A 17,236-nucleotide genomic window follows, 5' to 3' on the forward strand; every position below is an offset into this window, starting at 1 on the left:
ACCGGCCACCGCCGGCACCCTTGCCGAACTGCCCGTCAGACCCAGTCGAACCCGCCGCGCCGCCACTCGTAGACGAACGGCACGGTGATGAGGGCCAGGAACACGAGGATCGCCGCGAACCCGAACCCGGCCAGCACCGCGAAGTCGACCGCCCACGGGTAGAGGAAGACGACCTCGATGTCGAAGACGATGAACGTCATCGCCACCAGGTAGTACTTGATCGGGAGCCTGCCGCCCCCGGTGGCGTGCGGGGTGGGCTCGATGCCGCACTCGTAGGCGTCGAGCTTTGCGCGGTTGTACCGCTTCGGGCCGATGACGGCGCTCGCCCCGACCCCGCCCAGGGCCAGCACGGCGGCGATCCCCATGAGGACCAGCACCGGGACGTACGGGTTGCTCATCGGGTCTCCTCACCCACGCCTGTGTCACTTCCTTGTGCCACCACGAGTCTCATACCACGTCACTCCCGCGCGAACGCTGCGGTGCCTCGCTCCGACACATCTCGTTCCTCGCCGTCCCTCCGCGGGAGCCCCTCTCGCTCATGCGTTCGGAACCACCTTCGTCAGCCCCGCGATGACCCGGTCGACCCAGTCGCCGCCGCGGGGCTCGTAGCAGTCGGACAGCAGCTTGAGCACGAACTGCATGACCACCGGCTGCGGCAGCCCGTACTTCACGCACACCCGCATCACCGCGGGGTGCTCGATGAGCCGCACGAACCAGCGGCCCAACGTGTAGTAGCCGCCGAGGTCGGCACGCATCCGGTCGGTGTAGGTGGCCAGGGTGCGCTCGCGGGCGTCGTCGGTCAGCCGGGTGCGGGCCTGGGCGATCGCGTCGGCGGCGACGCGGCCGGCCTGCAGGGCGTAGGCGATGCCCTCGCCGTTGAACGGGCTGACCATCCCGGCGGAGTCCCCGACCAGCACGGTGCCGTCGCGGTACATCGGGCTGCGGTTGAAACCCATCGGCAGCGCGGCGCCCCGGACGGGCCCGATCTGGTTCTCGGGGGTGAACCCCCACTCGGGCGGGGTGTTGGCCGTCCAGGCCTTCATCATGGCCCGGTAGTCGTGGCCCCGGGCGGACTGGCGAGCCGGGGTCGAGGCGACCGACCCGAGCCCGACGTTGGCGGTGCCGTCGCCGAGGGCGAAGATCCAGCCGTAGCCGGGCAGCAGGTTCGACTGCCCCGGGGTGCCGTCCCACAGCTCCAGGTGCGACTCCATGAAGGCGTCCGCGTGCCGGGGTGTGCCCTCGGTGCGGTAGTAGGTGCGCACGGCGGTGCCCATCGGCCGGTCGTCGCGGCGCGTCAGGCCGAGCGCCGTCGCGAACCGGGAGGAGACGCCGTCGGCCGCCACCACGACCGGTGCCCGGAACGTGCGCGGCGCGCCGTCGGCTCGCCCGCGGGCGTCCAGCGGCTGGGCGTGGACGCCCACGACCCGGCCGGTGCGCTCGTCGGTGAGCGGGCCGGTGACCTTGGTGCGCTCGGCGAGCTTGGCGCCCGAGGCCTGGGCGTGCTGGACGAGGAGGTGGTCGAGCGTCATGCGCGACCGGGCCAGGCCGTAGCCGGGGTAGGTCGTCAGCTCGGGCCAGGCCAGCTCCCAGGAGCGGCCGCCGGCGACGACCCGCAGCCCGTCGTTGCGGATCCAGCCGTCCTCGGCGCGGGTGTCGACACCCATGCGGGCGAGCTCGGCGACCGCGCGGGGCGTCAGCCCGTCGCCGCAGATCTTGTCGCGGGGGAAGGCGGACTTCTCGAGGACCAGCACGTCGAGCCCGGCGGTCGCGCACCAGTGCGCGGCGGAGGCCCCGGCGGGACCGGCACCCACGACGATCACGTCGGCGTCGTCACGATCGACCGCTCGCACTGCTCACCTCCCGCCACCGGGGTCCGGGCACACGCGTGCCGAGACCCTTTGTGAACCCGCTCACAACGTTCTGCGTTGCACTCTAACCACGTTCAGCGACCGATGTGTAGGAAGGCAAGCCTTCGTTGGTGTGAACAGCATGTTTCCCGGGCGCGGAGGGTGGCGGCACGACTGGTCACCGCATACGGTCGACAACGCACCGCCCCGACATCCCCGCAACCAGGAGGCACTGACCATGAAGGCCGTGACCGCACTCGCCGTCGGCATCGCACTGGGGTACTACCTCGGCACCGAGAAGGGCCGCGAGCAGATCGACCAGGCGAAGAAGCTCGCCGTGGACACGTGGAACGACCCCCGCGTGCAGGAGAAGGTCAGCGAGGTGCAGGAGAAGGTCGCCAAGAACTGACGATCCCTCCTGAGCAGGGGCGATGCCCCGACGCGGTCGTGCGTCCCGCAGTGGAGCGCCCCCAGGGCGCGTGGACGCGAGCGCGTCGGGGCATCGCCCCTGCTCCGCGCCACCGGCGCGCCGTTCCCACGGCGCGCCGGGAGGGTCGGCGGGCCGGCTCACGGGTCAGGCGGCCGGGCGGGTCCCGCGGTGCAGCGCCACGATGCCGCCGGTCAGGTTGCGGTAGCCGACCCGCTCCCATCCCGCACCGAGCATGAGTCGCCCGAGACCCTCCTGGTCGGGCCAGGCCCGGATCGACTCGGCCAGGTACTCGTAGGAGCCCTGGTCGCGCGTGACCAGCCCGGCCACGGGCGGCAGCGCACGCATCAGGTACTCGAGGTAGACCTGCCGGAACGGCGCCCACGTGGGGTGGGAGAACTCGCAGATCACCACCCGGCCGCCGGGCCGGGTCACCCGCAGCATCTCGCGCAGCGCGGCCGAGGTGTCCACCACGTTGCGCAGCCCGAAGCTGATGGTCACGGCGTCGAACGCGGCGTCGGCGAACGGCAGCCGCGTGGCGTCACCGGCCACGAACGGCAGATCGGCCCGACGGGCCTTGCCGACCTGCAGCATCCCCATCGAGAAGTCCGAGGGCACGACGACGGCCCCGGCCGCGGCGAACGGCTCGCTCGACGTGCCGGTCCCGGCCGCGAGGTCGAGCACCCGCTCCCCCGGCCCCGCCCCGACCGCGGCCACCGTCGCCCGGCGCCAGGCACGGTCCTGGCCGAGGGAGACGATGTCGTTGGTCAGGTCGTAGCGCTCGGCGATCCCGTCGAACATCGAGGCGACCTCGACGGGCTTCTTCTCCAGGCTGGCGCGCGACATGGCCACATCGTCCCACGCCCGGCGGACGACAGGTCCCGCGCGGCGTAGTCTGGGCCTCGATGTCCGCCACGCCCTACCCGGCGCCGGTCCCGCCGTCGGGCGCGTCCGCCGGCACCCCCGCTGCAGCACCCGAGCCCCCGCCGCTCGTGGTCCGCACCACCCGCCTGGACCCGTTGCCCGGCGGCCTGACCGCCCTGGTCGACCTCCTGCCCGACGAGCGCCCCCTGACCTGGGTGCGCCGCGGCGACGGGATCGTCGGCTGGGGGGAGGCCCTGCGCCTGGACACCTACGGTCCGGGGCGGTTCGCCGACGCGGAGGCGGCCTGGCGCGCCACGCTGGCCCGCGCCGTCGTCCGCGACGAGGTCGGGCTGCCCGGCAGCGGCCCCGTCGCCTTCGGCACGTTCGCGTTCGACGACGGCGGTACCGGCGAGGCGTTCGACGGTTCCAGCCCGCAGGGCTCCCTCGTCGTGCCGCGCGTCGTCGTCGGCCGGCGCGGGGACGTCGCCTGGATGACCACGATCGCCGTCGACGGCGCGCTCGAGCCACCGGGCGACGCCGGCCTGGCGGCCACCGAGCGCACGCCGGTGCACGACCCCGGCCGGGTCACGCTGACCGACGGCGCGGTCGGTGCCCGGGACTGGCCGGCCGTCGTCGCCGAGGGCGTGGCCCGCATCCAGGCGGGCGAGCTGGAGAAGGTGGTGCTGGCCCGCGACGTCGTCGCCACCGCCGAGCGCCCCGTCGACCCGCGCTGGCTGCTGCGCCGCCTGGCCGCGCGCTACGAGTCGTGCTGGACCTTCTCGGTGGCCGGGATGATCGGGGCCACGCCGGAGCTCCTGGTGCGCAGCGAGAAGGGTCTGGTGACCTCGCGCGTGCTGGCCGGCACCATCCGCCGCGAGCCCGGGATGAGCGACGACGACGCGCTGCTGCACGCGGCGCACCTGGCCCGCTCGTCGAAGGACCTGGAGGAGCACGAGTTCGCGGTGGCCTCGGTCGCGCGGTCGCTGGCCCCGTTCTGCACGTCGATGAACGTCCCGGACGCGCCGTTCGTGCTGCACCTGCCGAACGTCATGCACCTCGCCTCCGACGTCACGGCGGTGCTGGACCCCGCCACGCGGGCGAGCTCGCTGTCGCTCGCCGCGGCGCTGCACCCCTCGGCGGCCGTGTGCGGCACACCGACCGTGGCGGCGCGCGACCTCATCCGCGAGATCGAGGGGATGGACCGCTCCCGGTACGCGGGCCCGGTCGGCTGGGTCGGCGCGGACGGCGACGGCGAGTGGGGCATCGCGCTGCGGTCCGCCGAGCTCGCCGACGACCCGCGCCACCTGCGGCTGTTCGCCGGGTGCGGGATCGTCGCGGCCTCGGACCCGCAGGCCGAGCTCGCCGAGTCGGAGGCCAAGCTCGTCCCGATGCGGTGGGCGCTCGGCGTCTGAGCCGGACCCACCGGGGCGCATCCCTCATGAGTTCGGTCGTGCGGAACGGGTTCGGTCGACATCCTGACCGAACCCGTTCCGCACGACCGGATCGACAGCGAGGATGACCGGGCTGTCCTCGTGGGCGGAGGATCAGTTGCCGAACAGCTCGCGCAGCCAGTTCGGGATGTTGTCCGGCTGCGTCGGGTCGGAGGACCCGTCCTGCTGCTGGTCCTGGTCCTGCTGACGGTCCTGGTCCTGCTGGCCCTGGCCGGAGCCCGGCATCTGCCCGGACCCGCCCTGACCCGGGGACCCGGACGCCGCCTCCTCGCGCACGGCGAAGGACACGTCGACCGACGTCGCCCGGCCGTCGCGCACGTAGGTGACGGACGCCTGCTCGCCGGCGGTGCGCTCGCGCACGTAGGCGGTCAGGGACTCGGCACCGTTCACGGCGTCGTCGTCGATGGCGACGATGACGTCACCGGCCTGCAGGCCGGCCTCGGCGGCGGGCGACCCCGGCACGGCCTCGACGACCTCCGCGCCGCGACGGGTGACGCCGTCGGCCGTGGCCGTGGCGTCGGTCAGCGAGACGCCCAGGAACGCGTGCTCGGCCGTGCCGTCCTCGATGAGCTGGTCGGAGACGTTCGTGGCCAGGTTCACCGGGATGGCGAACCCGAGGCCGATGGACCCGGACGAGCCGCCCGCTCCCCCGGACATGGTCGCGATGGACGAGGTGATGCCGACGACGCGGCCCTGCGCGTCGAACAGCGGTCCGCCCGAGTTGCCGGGGTTCACCGCGGCGTCGATCTGGATCGCGTTGGTCACCACGACGTCCCCGCCACCCCGGCCGGAGGCCGCCACCGGGCGGTCCAGGGCCGAGACGATACCGGTCGTGGCGGTGTTCGCCAGGCCGAGCGGGTTGCCGACCGCCAGCACGGAGTCGCCGACCTGCACGGCGTCGGAGTCGCCGAAGGCGGCGGGCCGCAGGTCCTGCGGCGGGTCGGAGAGCCGGACCACGGCGAGGTCGGTGGTCGGGTCGGTGCCGACGATGGTCGCCTCGTACAGACGTCCGTCCGACAGCGTGACCTGGACGGTGTCGTTCGACGCGCCCGCCACGACGTGGTTGTTCGTCAGCACGTGCCCGGCCTCGTCGATGACGACGCCGGAGCCCTCGGAGCCGCCGCCCTGGCTGGACACCTGGATGGCGACCACGGACGGCGCCACCGCGGCGGTGACGGCCTGCCAGTCCGGGTTCTCGCTCGTGGAGCTCGCCACCGGGGCCGCGTCGGAGCTCTGCGAGGCGCCGACCTCGGCGAGCGAGGAGCCGGCCGTGTCGTCGTCGAGCAGCGTGATCGCGCCGGCGGTGGCCGCGCTGGCGATCACGGCCGCCCCGGCGGCCACGGCGACGATCGGCACCCACGGGGTGCGACGCCGCTCCGGGACCGGCTGCGGGTTCTGCTGGTAGGCCGGCGGGTAGGACGTCGGGCCACCCGCGTACCCGCCGTGCGCGGGAGCCGCCTGGTACGCCGGCGCGCCGAACGTGCCGGCGGGCTGCTGCGGGGCGTGCTGAGCGCTCGGCTGCTGCGGCGACTGCTGGGCGGCCGGCTGCTGGGCGGCCGGCTGCTGCGGCGCCTGCCGAGCCTGTGCCGCCGCCGGCTCCGCGGCCTCGGTGTCGCGCTGCGGGGCCTCCGTCGTCGGCAGCTGGGTGGTCGGCTGCTCGACGGGGTGCTGCGGGCCCGACGGCTGCTGCGGTGCGGGGTTCTGGTCGGTGCTCATGTGCCCTCCTCGATGTCTGCACCCCACACAACACCCTCATCCTTGGCCGCCCCTTGGGCGAACCTGAGAGTTTCCTGTCAACCGGCGTCGACCTCGGCCGACGCGACCGGCTGCAGGACCGGGCAGGCCACGTGAGAGGGTGTGCCGGTGTTCCGTGGTGCCGCCGTCCTCACGACCGTCCTCGGTGCCATGTGCCTCGTGGCGGCCCTCGTCCTGGGGTACACGACCGGAGTCGTCGCGGACCGGCCCGAGGCCGAGCCGGCCTTCCGGGACGCGGAGCTGACGACCCTGGTCGTCGCGGCCCTCACCATCGCCGTGGCGGGCGGACTGCTCGTGCTCGTGGGAGCCGGGTCGGTGCTGGCCTCGGCCCTGGTCCGCCGTCGCCCCGACTAGTCGATCGCCGCGCGCACCGCCTCGGCGACCCGCGTGGCCAGCCCGCGCGACTCGGCGAGCCGGTCGGTCCGCGGCACCCGCACCTCGACCACGCTCACCCCGGCGGGCGGCTCCGCGAGCGCCGCACGCAGTGCGTCGACGTCCTCGACCCGTCGGTGCGCCACGCCGTAGCCGGCGCACAGCGCCCCCAGGTCGGCGCCGTGCGGGGTGCCGAACACCCGCTCGAAGGTCGCGGCCGCCGTCGGCCCGTCCTGGGCGAGCAGCCCGTGCTCGAGGGTGGCGAAGATGGAGCCGCCGTCGTCGTTGGCGACGACGATCTGCAGGTCGACGGGGTCCTCGTCCGGGCCGCGCAGCAGGCCGCCGACGTCGTGCAGGAACGTCAGGTCGCCGACGAGCGCCCGGGTGCGCAGCCCGCGGCGCGCGGCGGACAGGGCGACACCGGTGGCCGTGGCGACCGTCCCGTCGATGCCGGCCAGCCCGCGGTTGGCCAGGATCTGCGGCGGCGGGGCGGCGTCCTCGGCGACGTGCAGCCCGACGACGAGGTCCACGTCCCGCACCGGGTTGGAGGCCCCGACGACCAGGACGTCCGAGGGACCGGTCGCCGCGACGACGGCCCGCGCGACCGCGAGCGCCGCGTGCGGCCCGGTGGACAGGTCGGCGCCGGCCGCCTGATCCCGGGTGGCGGCGTCGACCTGCGCGGCGGCGGCCCGGCTCGCCGCACGCCACCGCGCGGCGAACGTCCCGCCGTCGGAGGGGTCGGCCGGGACGAACCATCGCTCGGCGAGCCGTTCGACGACGCGGGCGGCGTGCCGCGCGGGGTCGGGCCAGGGACCGCCGCCGGGCGCGACGACGGTGACGGTGACGTCCGGGCGCGCGAGCAGCCGCTGGACGGGCCGGGACAGCGTGGGGCGGCCGAGGACGACGACGTGCTCGACGTCGGCGGCGATGCCGTCGGCGCCCAGGACGGAGCGGTAGGCGGCCACGGCCCGCGCTCCCCCGCAGGCGCCCGACGTCGGTTCGGCGAGCAGCGGCCAGCCGCGGGCCTCGGCGAGCCGCCGTGCGTCCCGTCCCGCGCCGTCGCCGGCGACGACCAGGGTGCGGGCGGCGTCCCCGGGCAGGGCCGGGTCCGCGCCGGGGCCGGGTGCGGGCGGCACCACCTCGACCCCGGGCGAGGGTTCCGGGGCGGCCTCGGGCTCCGGACCGTCCATGGGGTGCAACGGGTCGCGGTAGGCCAGGTCGAGCTGGACGGGACCGGGACGGCGGTCGCGCAGCCCCCGGGCGGCGGCCAGCGCCCGCCGGGCTGTGGCCAGCAGGTCGCGGACCTCGCCGTCGCGGCCGTCGGGCGCCGGGACGTCGACGGCGTACCGCACCGCGGTGCCGAAGATCCCGACCTGGTCGGTCGTCTGCGAGGCCCCGGTCCCGCGCAGCTCGTGGGGGCGGTCCGCGGTCAGCACGACCAGCGGCAGGCCGGCGTGCGAGGCCTCGAGGACCGCCGGGTGCAGGTTGGCCACCGCCGTGCCCGACGTCGTCACCACCGCCACGGGTGCCGGGGCGTTCGGGGCGTCCGCGACCTCCGGTGGGCCGTCCGCGACGGCGCCCGGCAGGGCCGACCCGCGCGACAGCCCGAGGGCGAGGAAGGCCGCCGACCGCTCGTCGACGCGCACGTGCAGCCGCACCCGCCCGGCGGCGGCCGCCTCGGCCAGGGCGTACGCCAGCGGGGCCGACCGGGACCCTGGTGCCAGGACGACGTCGTGCACGCCCTGGGCGGCGAGGTCGGCCACCAGGGCGCGGGCGGAGTCGACGGCGGGGCTCCCGGAGGGCGCGGCGCTCATGCGCGGGCCCGGTCGAGGACGGCGGCGAGCCGGTCGTGGCGTTCGAGCCAGCGCTGCTCGAGGTCCGGCGGCGCGGCGACGGCCGCGAGCGCACCGGCGTCGGGGGCGACGCGGCGCACCGGCAGGGCCCCGTCGACGGGCCGCAACGGGTCGTCGGTGACGTCCCGGGTGAGCAGCTGCGAGGTCGCCAGACCGCAGGCGTGCGGGAGCTCCGGCAGCGCCGCGGCGAGCGCCACCCCGGCCGCCAGCCCCACCGAGGACTCCAGCGCGGAGGACACCACGACCGGCAGACCGACCTGCTCGGCCAGGTCGAGGCAGGCCCGCACGCCGCCCAGCGGCTGGACCTTGAGCACGACGACGTCGGCCGCCTCGGCCCGCACGACCCGCAGCGGGTCCTCGGCGCGGCGGACGGACTCGTCGGCGGCGACCGGGACGTCGACGCTCCGGCGCACGGCCGCGAGCTCGTCGACGGTGCGGCACGGCTGCTCGACGTACTCCAGTCCCCCGGCCGCGGCGTCGAGCCGGGGGATGCGTCGCCGGGCCTCGTCGACGTCCCAGGTGCCGTTGACGTCGACCCGGATCCGGCCGACGGACGGGCCGTGCAGCGTGTCGAGCACCTCGCGCACGGCCTGCACCCGCTCCACCTCGGCCTCGACGGGCTCCACCGACCCGTCGGCGAGCCGCTGGCCCACCTTGACCTTCGCCGTCGTGCACCCGCCCGAGGCGAGCACGATCTCGCGAGCGCGCTCCGCGTCGACCGCGGGCACGGTGACGTTGACCGGCACGCGGTCGCGGACCGGGGCGGGGAAGCCGAGGTCCGCCGCCTCCCGGGCCGCGCGCAGCCACGTGGCCGACTCGGCGTCGTCGTACTCCCAGAAGGGGCTCAGCTCGCCCCAGCCGGCGTCTCCGCGCAGCAGCAGGCCGTCGCGGCTGGTCAGGTCTCGGAAGCGCGTGCGCAGCGGCGTGGACCAGACGAACCGGCGCTGCAGCGTCGCGGACAGGGAGGCGGACACGTCCTCAGGGTAGGAGGTCGCCCGCCGTGCGCCAGTGCGCGCGGCGTCCCGGCCGGTCCGGGGTCAGTCCGTGAACTCGTCCGGCGTGGTGCGGAACGTCCAGGCCCCGGGCGCGCTCACGGTGGTGACGGGGAGGGCCTGCGTCGTGGCGGTGGCACGCCGCACCTCGGCCGCGTCGTAGGCGATCAGCTCGTCCACGACCTCGTCCGGGTCAGCGACCTCGGAGCTGTGGGATCGCGTCATGTTCATGCCTCTATGGTGCATCGACCGGTGTGCAGATTCAGCGGATGACGCGCACATCTCGGGTGATCGGTGTGTCGAGCCGCGACTACCCTGAGGCCGTGAGCCGATCCGACAGCACGCCCGACGTCCCCGCGCAGGTCTCGCACACCTTCGACCCGAGGCGATGGCGCACGGTCGCCGGGTTCGAGGACCTGACCGACCTGACCTACCACCGGGGTGTGGAGCGGTCGACGGCGGACGACGGGACCGAGCAGGTGCGCGACCTGCCCGTGGTGCGGGTCGCCTTCGACCGCCCCGAGGTGCGCAACGCGTTCCGGCCGCACACCGTCGACGAGCTGTACCGGGTGCTGGACCACGCCCGCATGACCTCCGACGTCGGCACCGTGCTGCTCACGGGCAACGGACCGAGCCCGAAGGACGGCGGCTGGGCGTTCTGCTCCGGCGGCGACCAGCGCATCCGCGGGCGGTCGGGCTACCAGTACACGACTGCCGACGAGGCGGGACGCCTCGGTGTGGACGCGGACGCCGTCGACCCGGCGCGGGCCGGACGCCTGCACATCCTCGAGGTGCAGCGGCTGATCCGCACCATGCCCAAGGTGGTGATCGCCGTCGTCGACGGCTGGGCCGCCGGGGGCGGGCACTCGCTGCACGTGGTCGCCGACCTGTCCATCGCCTGCCGCGAGCACGGGCGGTTCAAGCAGACCGACGCCGACGTCGGCTCGTTCGACGGCGGCTACGGCTCGGCGTACCTGGCCAAGCAGGTGGGTCAGAAGCGCGCCCGGGAGATCTTCTTCCTCGCCCGGGAGTACTCCGCCGACGACGCCGAGCGCTGGGGCGGCGTCAACGAGGTCGCCGAGCACGCCGACCTGGAGTCCCTGGGCATCGAGTACGCCCGCACCGTCGCCGGCAAGTCGCCGCAGGCGATCCGCATGCTGAAGTTCGCGTTCAACCTGGCCGACGACGGCCTGATGGGCCAGCAGGTGTTCGCCGGGGAGGCCACGCGGCTTGCGTACCTCACCGACGAGGCCGTGGAGGGCCGCGACGCGTTCCTCGGCAAGCGCGAGCCCGACTGGAGCCGGTTCCCCTACGCCTACTGAGGGGGCCCGGCGGTCCACGAGCCGCCGTCACGCGGCACGAGCTCGATCCAGGTGCTGCCCGGGGCGAGCTCCACCGGCTCCCCGTCGTGGGTGAGCTCGATCGGGTCGGACAGCGCGCCCTTGGACCACTCCGCCGCGACGTACCCGCCGGCGCTGGCGACCAGGGCGACGCCCTCGGAGTCGACGAGCCGCGTCTCCGGCACCGCCGCGCCGGAGGCGTCCCGGTACGGGGTGTCGACGACCTCGACCCGCAGCGCGACGACGTTCGTCGCGGCGTGCTGCACGCCGGACGTGGACATCGACGGGCTCGACCCCTCGCTGCGCAGCCAGGTGCCGGAGCCGGCGTCCCAGGCCCAGTGGCTGCGCTGCGCCGGGGACAGCCGCACGTCGATCTCGACCGACGAGGAGGCGTCCCCCGCGGCGGTGGCCCGCGACGCCTCGGCGGCGTACCGGAAGAGCTGCGGGGGCGGCGTCGTGCGCTGCCCGTCGTCCTGGGCGAGGAAGGTCCCGGGGTCACCGATGACGTCGTGGGGCGCGGGCCGGGCGGGGTCGCGGCGGAAGCCCGGGTCGCCGGCGTCCATGATCACCGACTGCGTCCCGGAGTCGCGGACGTCGGCGATGAAGGGCGGCTGGGCGCCGGAGTAGGCGAGGATGCCGTCCAGCGGGGCGACGATCGCCGGGTCCATGGGTCGCACGGACCGCACGGGCTCGACCACCTCGGGGATCGTCGAGTGGTACACGGCCAGGAACCGCGAGATACCGCCCTCGACGACCTCCTCCCAGACCAGGTCGGCGTCCTCGAGACCGGCCTGGGGGCGCGCCTGCGGCGAGTTCTCGATCTTGACGCCGAGGGCGGGCCGGTCGGCGACCGTGTCCGTCTCCACCCCGGTCAGGGGCCACACGGTCGCGACGTCGGGCTCGGGCGGCAGGCCCTTCGCCACGGGTCCCGTCGAGGCCGCGACCGTCGTGGTCGGGGCCGGGGCGGGCTCGCCGCCGGTGCAGCCGACCAGTCCCGCCGAGACCGCCAGCAGCCCGGCGACCGCCGCCGTCGTCCGTCCGTGCGCACCGTGCCGCATCCGTCCTCCGTCCCGTGGGTGGCGACACTGTACCGATCGCGCCGGAGGTCAGGACACGGACCAGGACCCGTCCCCGCGCGGGACGAGCTCGACCCACGTCGTCCCGGGGGCCAGGCGCACCGGGTCGCCGTTCGGCCGGGTCAGGCGCAGCGGCTTGCGCGGGCCCTTCTTGGACCACTCGACCGCGACGGACCGGCCGCCGCTGAGCACGCGGCCGGTGCCGCTGCCCACCAGCTCGGTCTTCGGCACCCGGGCTCCGGAGGCGTCCCGCTGGGAGGTCAGGCTGACCTGCATCCGCAGCAGCACGACGTTGCGGGCGGTGACCCGCTGACCGGAGGAGATCGAGGGGGTCCCGTTGTCGCTGCGGCGGTACGCCCCGTCGCCGCGGTTCCACGTCCAGGTGGTCCGCTGGGCCGCGGACAGCCGCACGTCGGCCGTCCGGGCCCGCTTCCCCTCGCTCCGGGCCGTGGCCTTCTTCGCCCCGGGGGCGTACCGGAACTGGGCGGGCGGCGGCTCGGCGCGGCGGCGGTCCGCCTGCCGGGCGAAGGTCCGCACGTTGCCGTACACGTTGTGCGGGGCGTACCGGCCGGACCAGCGCCAGAACCCCGGGTCGCCGTCGTCGTTGATCACCAGCTGGGTGCCCCGGCGCTCGACGTTCCGCAGGTACGAGCCGATCCCCCCGGACGCCGCCAGGAGGCCCCGCATCGGGGCGACCGTCGCCGGGTCCATCGGCCGCACCGACCGGATCGGGCCCACCTCGTCCGGGTAGTCCGAGTGGTAGACGGCCACGAACCGCGTGATGCCGCCCTCGACGACCTGCTCCCACACGACGTCCGCGCGGTGCAGCCCGGTGTGCGGACGGGCGGCCGGGGAGTTCTCGATCTTCACCGCCACCGCCGGCCGCTTCGGCACCTTGTCCGTGCGCTGGCCGGTCAGCGGCCAGCGCGGAACCTCCGGGGTCGGCGACGGCGTCGGCTCCGGCGCCGGGGGCGACGGCGGCGCGATCTTCGCCCGCGACACGTCCGGCGCCACCGTGACCGTGGGCGCCTCGAGCGGCGGCTGGTCGGAGCACCCGCCCAGTGCGAGCAGCGCCACCACCAGGGCGAGCGCCACGGGACGTCGAGCGGCCACAGCCATCCTCCTCGGGGCAGGGTGGGAACAGGCTACGCGCACCCCGCGGCGCACGGCGGACTATCGTGACCTGCGTGCTCCACCCCGAGGTGTCCGCGTTCGTGGACCGCGCGCGCCGCGCCCTGGACGACGGCCCTCCGGTCGTGCCGCTGCCCCGGCTGAGCGACGCGGAGGCACCGCCGGGCACCGCGGCCGTCGTGCGCACGTCCGGGTCGACGGGCACGCCCCGCGAGGTGGCCCTCAGCGCCGCGGCGCTGCGGGCCTCCGCGGCCGCCACGGCGGAACGGCTCGGGTCGGCGGGCCGATGGGTGCTGACCCTGCCGACCACGCACGTCGCCGGGGTCCAGGTCGTGGTGCGCTCGGTGCTGGCGGGCACGCCGCTGGTCGCGGCGCCGCCGGAGGCGCCGTTCACCCCGGCCGGCCTCGCGGACCTGCTCGCCGAGGCACTGTCCGGGCACGACCCCGTGCACGTCTCGCTCGTCCCGACCCAGCTGCACCGGGTCGTGCAGGCCGCCGACGACGGCGCCCCGGCCGCCCTGCGGGCGTTGGCCCGGTGCGGGGCCGTCCTGCTGGGCGGGGCCGCCGCGCCGGCTCCCCTGGTCCGCCGGGCGCGCGAGGCCGGCGTCCCGGTGGTGCGGACCTACGGCATGTCCGAGACGTCGGGCGGCTGCGTGTACGACGGCGTCCCGCTGCCCGGCGTGCGCGTCCGGGTCGACCCGGTCACCGGCGGGCAGGGCGTGGTCGAGCTCGCCGGGCCGGTGCTGGCCACCGGGTACCTGGGGGACGACGCCGCGACGGCCGCCGCGTTCGGTGACGGGCCCGACGGCCGCTGGTTCCGCACCAGCGACCTGGGCCACCTCCAGGACGGCGTGCTGCAGGTGCTCGGCCGGGCGGACGACGTCGTGGTCACCGGGGGCGAGAACGTCGCGCCGGCCGCCGTGGAGGCGGTGCTCGCCGAGCTGCTCGACGGCGAGGTCTGCGTCGTCGGCGTGCCGGACCCGGAGTGGGGCCAGGCCGTCGTGGCGGTCGTCGGCCGCCCGGGGACCCCGGCGGGCACGTGGCTGCCGTCGGAGCGGCTGACGCCGGCACGGTCCGAGGTCGCGGCTAGGCTGGGCCGGCCCGCGGCCCCGCGACGGATCCTGCAGGTCCCCGAGCTCCCGCGGCGCGGACCCGGCAAGGTCGACCGCGCCGCCGTCGTCGATCTCGTGCGTCGTCACGACGCGCGCCGCTGAGAGGAGTACGCATGGCCACCGCCGCCGAATGGGTCGCCGGCGCCCGCCCCCGCACGCTGCCGGCCGCCGCGGCCCCCGTCGCCATCGGGACCGGCGCGGCCGCGCAGGTCGACGCCTTCGGCTGGCTGCCCGCCGTGCTCGCCCTCGGCGTCGCGCTGGCGCTGCAGATCGGGGTCAACTACGCCAACGACTACTCCGACGGCGTGCGCGGCACCGACGTCGACCGGGTCGGCCCGCTGCGGCTCACGGCCGCCGGCCTGGCCCGCCCGGGGCACGTCAAGGCGGCCGCGTTCGGGTCGTTCGGCCTCGCCGGCGTGCTGGGGATCGCCCTGTGCGCCGTGTCCGGGCACTGGTGGCTGCTCGCCGTCGGTGCGCTGAGCATGGCGGCCGGCTGGTACTACACCGGTGGGAAGCGGCCGTACGGCTACGCCGGTCTCGGCGAGGTCGGGGTCTTCGTGTTCTTCGGCCTGGTCGCCACGCTCGGCACCACGTACACCCAGGCCGACCGGATCACGTGGCCCGCCGTGCTGGGCGCCGTCGGCGTCGGCCTGGTCGCCTGCGCGATCCTCATGGCCAACAACCTGCGCGACATCCCCACCGACGTGCTGGCGGGCAAGCGCACGCTCGCGGTGCGCGTCGGTGACCACCGGGCCCGCCGGCTGTACGCGCTGTGGCTGGTCGTGGCGGTGCTGCTCGGACTCGCCTGCGCGGTGTGGAACCCGTGGGCCTTCCTGGTGACCCTGCTCCTGCTGCCGACGGTGCTGCTCGTGGTCCCGGTGCTGGCCGGTGCGCAGGGGCGCGCACTGGTCCCGGTGCTGGCCGGGACCGGCCTGTTCGAGCTCGCCTACGGGGTGCTGCTGGGGCTCGGTCTGGCGCTCTGAGAGCGGGCCGTCTCAGGAACGCTGCTGCGGGCTGCCGGCCGGGTCGTCCGTCCGCGCGGCCGGGTCGCCGTCGAGCGCGGCGTCCTCGGCGGCGGCGTCCTCGTCGACCACCCGCTCGCGGCGTTCCTTGCGCTCCCGGTCACGCTCGGCGAGCCAGAGCGCAGCCGCGTCGCGCTGCCGGGGCAGGGCGAGGTAGGAGACGGCGAACGCCACGACGAGGGCCACGAGCGGCAGGAGCCACCCGCCCAGACCGACGACGTAGCCGAGGACGAGCACCGCCACGAGGATGAGCAGCCGCAGCGCGGAGTAGATGACCAGAGGCACGTCACCAGGGTACGGCGGCGGCAGGGGCGGTCGGTTCGGGGCACCACCGCGGGCGTTCTAGGGTGGAGGCATGTTCCGCGTCGTGGTGGTCCTGCTCGTGATCGGCCTGATGGTCTACAGCCTCGCCGACCTGGCCGGGTCGGAGGAGGAGGACCGGGGTGGCCTGCCCACCTGGCTGTGGCTGATCATCATCGTGTTCCTGCCGGTCTTCGGCCCGATCACCTGGATCGTCACCAAGCGCACGCGCCGCCGCGGGTCCGGCGGCCTCACCGGCCGTCCCGGACGCGGACCGCGGCGCCCGTCCGGACCCGTCGCGCCGGACGACGACCCGGACTTCCTGTGGCGCATCGAGCAGGAGAAGCGACGTGAGGAACGTCGCAGGAAGAAGAGCGACGGCGAGGGACCCGACTCCCCGCCCGCCGACGACGCCTGACGGCGGCGGACCCCGGCGGACCCCGGCGGACCCCGGCGAGGTAGGCAAGATCCCGCCGAGGTAGGCAACCGGTCGGCCGAGGTAGGCAAGATCCCGGCGAGGTAGAGCAGGGCCGCCCGACCCGGGGACTCCCCACCGGAGATGGCCTACCTGGCGGTTGTCGTTGCCTACCTCGCCGCAACCCGGCCTACCCGGCGCACAAGTTGCCTACCTCGCCGCAACTCGGCCTACCTCGCCGGAAAGTTGCCTACCTCGGCCCGACCTGGCCTCTCTGAGGACAGACGTGCCTGCCCGGGGGTCAGCTGATGCCCGAGTACGAGTGCTTGCCGTTGAAGATCAGGTTCACGCCGGTGAAGTTGAACAGCACGCAGGCGTAGCCGACGACGACGAACCAGGCGGCCCGTCGTCCGGACCAGCCCCGCGTCGTGCGCGCGTGCAGGTAGGCCGCGTACACGACCCAGATGATGAAGCTCCAGACCTCCTTGGGGTCCCAGCCCCAGTAGCGGCCCCAGGCGTCCTCGGCCCAGATCGCGCCGCCGATGATCGTGAAGGTCCACATCACGAAGCCGACCGCGTTGAGCCGGAACGACATCGACTCCAGCGACGTCGGGGTCGGCATCCGGTCGAGCCAGCGGAACCCGGGCCGGGTCAGGAACGGCGACCCGGTGTCGCGCGCGTCCCGCAGCAGCTGCAGGGCGGAGAGCACGAAGGCGATCGTGAAGATCCCGGTCGCCGCGATCGCGACGCCGACGTGGATGACCAGCCAGTAGTTCTGCAGCGCAGGCTGCACACCGGTCGCCGCGACGTGGAACGAGTTCAGCCCCACGACGATGAACAGGGTGACCAGACCGGTGACGAACGCACCGAGGAACCGCACGTCGCGACGCAGGTTCCACACCAGGAACACCGTCATCGCCACGAACGACCCCACGAGCGTGAACTCGTACATGTTGGCCCACGGCGTCCGCCCGGCCGCGACGCCGCGGAGCAGGATCGCGACGCCGAGCAGGACGGTGCCGAGCCAGGACGTCGACATGCCGATCCCGGCGGCCCGGCGAGGAGGCGCGGAGGCCTCGGCGGGCACGGGCCCGCTGCCCGACGCCGACCCCGCCTCCGGCGCGCCGACCCCGGCCCCGACGGCGGCCCGGGTCTCGGTGCGCGCCTCGAGACGTTCGTCGGTGCGACGTCCCAGGTCGATCGCGAACGCGATCATCGCGAGAGCGAGGGTCGTCGCCGCCGCCCACACGAGCAGGTCGCTCAGGTCGCCGATCTCCAT

Annotated in this window: 18 protein-coding genes; 7 read left to right on the forward strand and 11 right to left on the reverse strand. The window is 75.2% G+C overall.

Annotation, left to right across the window (positions count from 1 at the left end; translation table 11 throughout):
* Positions 1–35: 35 nt before the first annotated feature.
* The gene (locus tag V5O49_RS12680; RefSeq protein WP_278236476.1) at positions 36–398 is read right to left on the reverse strand and encodes an NADH-quinone oxidoreductase subunit A; all 363 of its coding nucleotides are present in this window, start codon (positions 396–398) and stop codon (positions 36–38) included.
* Between the two features lie 138 nt (positions 399–536).
* Positions 537–1,850: a geranylgeranyl reductase family protein gene (locus V5O49_RS12685; RefSeq protein ID WP_332902517.1), complete on the reverse strand. Its 1,314-nt coding sequence runs from the start codon at positions 1,848–1,850 to the stop codon at positions 537–539.
* Positions 1,851–2,094: 244 nt separating this feature from the next.
* On the opposite strand from V5O49_RS12685, the gene V5O49_RS12690 reads away from it, so the two are divergent.
* Positions 2,095–2,256: a hypothetical protein gene (locus tag V5O49_RS12690; RefSeq protein WP_332902518.1), complete on the forward strand. Its 162-nt coding sequence runs from the start codon at positions 2,095–2,097 to the stop codon at positions 2,254–2,256.
* A 165-nt stretch (positions 2,257–2,421) separates the two neighbouring features.
* Here V5O49_RS12690 and V5O49_RS12695 read toward each other — a convergent pair whose 3' ends face one another.
* Complete coding sequence (locus V5O49_RS12695) at positions 2,422–3,120, reverse strand: demethylmenaquinone methyltransferase (RefSeq protein WP_332902519.1); 699 nt, start codon at positions 3,118–3,120, stop codon at positions 2,422–2,424.
* 59 nt (positions 3,121–3,179) lie between these two features.
* Between V5O49_RS12695 and V5O49_RS12700 the strand changes: the two genes are divergently transcribed.
* Positions 3,180–4,550 (forward strand): isochorismate synthase, encoded by a 1,371-nt coding sequence (locus V5O49_RS12700; protein ID WP_332902520.1) that lies wholly within the window; start codon positions 3,180–3,182, stop codon positions 4,548–4,550.
* A 132-nt stretch (positions 4,551–4,682) separates the two neighbouring features.
* Here the strand turns inward: V5O49_RS12700 and V5O49_RS12705 are convergent, their stop codons facing one another.
* A complete protein-coding gene (locus V5O49_RS12705) occupies positions 4,683–6,305 on the reverse strand; it encodes a S1C family serine protease (protein WP_332902521.1) in 1,623 nt (540 codons plus the stop codon).
* Positions 6,306–6,452: 147 nt separating this feature from the next.
* Here V5O49_RS12705 and V5O49_RS12710 point away from each other — a divergent pair, with 147 nt between their 5' ends.
* Positions 6,453–6,698, forward strand: coding sequence for a hypothetical protein (locus V5O49_RS12710; protein ID WP_332902522.1), 246 nt, complete (start codon positions 6,453–6,455; stop codon positions 6,696–6,698).
* Here the strand turns inward: V5O49_RS12710 and menD are convergent.
* The 3 genes from menD to V5O49_RS12725 all read right to left on the reverse strand — a co-directional run bounded on the left by menD (position 6,695) and on the right by V5O49_RS12725 (position 9,792).
* Positions 6,695–8,530, reverse strand: a complete 1,836-nt coding sequence (gene menD, locus V5O49_RS12715) for a 2-succinyl-5-enolpyruvyl-6-hydroxy-3-cyclohexene-1-carboxylic-acid synthase (RefSeq protein ID WP_332902523.1) — start codon at positions 8,528–8,530, stop codon at positions 6,695–6,697. The genes V5O49_RS12710 and menD overlap by 4 nt on opposite strands.
* Entirely contained in the window at positions 8,527–9,543 is a 1,017-nt protein-coding gene (locus tag V5O49_RS12720; protein WP_332902524.1) for an o-succinylbenzoate synthase, read from the reverse strand. The genes menD and V5O49_RS12720 overlap by 4 nt, the downstream gene beginning before the upstream one ends.
* A 63-nt stretch (positions 9,544–9,606) precedes the next feature.
* Complete coding sequence (locus V5O49_RS12725) at positions 9,607–9,792, reverse strand: hypothetical protein (protein WP_278236467.1); 186 nt, start codon at positions 9,790–9,792, stop codon at positions 9,607–9,609.
* Between the two features lie 92 nt (positions 9,793–9,884).
* On the opposite strand from V5O49_RS12725, the gene V5O49_RS12730 reads away from it, so the two are divergent.
* On the forward strand, positions 9,885–10,883 hold the full coding sequence (locus tag V5O49_RS12730) for a 1,4-dihydroxy-2-naphthoyl-CoA synthase (RefSeq protein WP_332902525.1): 999 nt from the start codon (positions 9,885–9,887) through the stop codon (positions 10,881–10,883).
* Here V5O49_RS12730 and V5O49_RS12735 read toward each other — a convergent pair.
* Positions 10,877–11,959: a DUF3048 domain-containing protein gene (locus V5O49_RS12735; RefSeq protein WP_332902526.1), complete on the reverse strand. Its 1,083-nt coding sequence runs from the start codon at positions 11,957–11,959 to the stop codon at positions 10,877–10,879. The two genes, V5O49_RS12730 and V5O49_RS12735, sit on opposite strands and share 7 nt — an antisense overlap.
* Positions 11,960–12,007: 48 nt before the next feature.
* Complete coding sequence (locus V5O49_RS12740) at positions 12,008–13,090, reverse strand: DUF3048 domain-containing protein (RefSeq protein ID WP_332902527.1); 1,083 nt, start codon at positions 13,088–13,090, stop codon at positions 12,008–12,010.
* A gap of 74 nt (positions 13,091–13,164) precedes the next feature.
* Between V5O49_RS12740 and V5O49_RS12745 the strand changes: the two genes are divergently transcribed.
* Together V5O49_RS12745 and V5O49_RS12750 are read left to right on the forward strand one after the other, a co-directional pair.
* Positions 13,165–14,322, forward strand: coding sequence for an AMP-binding protein (locus tag V5O49_RS12745; RefSeq protein ID WP_332902528.1), 1,158 nt, complete (start codon positions 13,165–13,167; stop codon positions 14,320–14,322).
* Between the two features lie 11 nt (positions 14,323–14,333).
* Positions 14,334–15,203, forward strand: a complete 870-nt coding sequence (locus V5O49_RS12750; protein WP_332902529.1) for a 1,4-dihydroxy-2-naphthoate polyprenyltransferase — start codon at positions 14,334–14,336, stop codon at positions 15,201–15,203.
* Positions 15,204–15,215: 12 nt separating this feature from the next.
* On the opposite strand, the gene V5O49_RS12755 is transcribed toward V5O49_RS12750, so the two are convergent.
* Positions 15,216–15,527, reverse strand: a complete 312-nt coding sequence (locus V5O49_RS12755; RefSeq protein ID WP_332902530.1) for a DUF4229 domain-containing protein — start codon at positions 15,525–15,527, stop codon at positions 15,216–15,218.
* A 70-nt stretch (positions 15,528–15,597) separates the two neighbouring features.
* Between V5O49_RS12755 and V5O49_RS12760 the strand changes: the two genes are divergently transcribed.
* A complete protein-coding gene (locus V5O49_RS12760) occupies positions 15,598–15,960 on the forward strand; it encodes a PLD nuclease N-terminal domain-containing protein (RefSeq protein ID WP_278236460.1) in 363 nt (120 codons plus the stop codon).
* A 298-nt stretch (positions 15,961–16,258) separates the two neighbouring features.
* Here V5O49_RS12760 and ccsB read toward each other — a convergent pair whose 3' ends face one another.
* Positions 16,259–17,236, reverse strand: coding sequence for a c-type cytochrome biogenesis protein CcsB (gene ccsB / locus V5O49_RS12765; RefSeq protein WP_332902531.1), 978 nt, complete (start codon positions 17,234–17,236; stop codon positions 16,259–16,261).

The sequence above is a fragment of the Isoptericola haloaureus genome (assembly GCF_036689775.1).
GTDB classification, from domain to species: Bacteria; Actinomycetota; Actinomycetes; order Actinomycetales; family Cellulomonadaceae; genus Isoptericola; species Isoptericola haloaureus.

Bases quoted from the DNA above. Each gene is read 5' to 3' on its own strand.
- V5O49_RS12750 (WP_332902529.1), top strand. From the start codon at position 14,334: ATGGCCACCGCCGCCGAATGGGTCGCCGGCGCCCGCCCCCGCACGCTG.
- V5O49_RS12760 (WP_278236460.1), top strand. From the start codon at position 15,598: ATGTTCCGCGTCGTGGTGGTCCTGCTCGTGATCGGCCTGATGGTCTAC.
- ccsB (WP_332902531.1), bottom strand. From the start codon at position 17,236: ATGGAGATCGGCGACCTGAGCGACCTGCTCGTGTGGGCGGCGGCGACG.
- V5O49_RS12705 (WP_332902521.1), bottom strand. From the start codon at position 6,305: ATGAGCACCGACCAGAACCCCGCACCGCAGCAGCCGTCGGGCCCGCAG.
- V5O49_RS12700 (WP_332902520.1), top strand. From the start codon at position 3,180: ATGTCCGCCACGCCCTACCCGGCGCCGGTCCCGCCGTCGGGCGCGTCC.
- V5O49_RS12735 (WP_332902526.1), bottom strand. From the start codon at position 11,959: ATGCGGCACGGTGCGCACGGACGGACGACGGCGGCGGTCGCCGGGCTG.
- V5O49_RS12725 (WP_278236467.1), bottom strand. From the start codon at position 9,792: ATGAACATGACGCGATCCCACAGCTCCGAGGTCGCTGACCCGGACGAG.
- menD (WP_332902523.1), bottom strand. From the start codon at position 8,530: ATGAGCGCCGCGCCCTCCGGGAGCCCCGCCGTCGACTCCGCCCGCGCC.
- V5O49_RS12695 (WP_332902519.1), bottom strand. From the start codon at position 3,120: ATGTCGCGCGCCAGCCTGGAGAAGAAGCCCGTCGAGGTCGCCTCGATG.
- V5O49_RS12680 (WP_278236476.1), bottom strand. From the start codon at position 398: ATGAGCAACCCGTACGTCCCGGTGCTGGTCCTCATGGGGATCGCCGCC.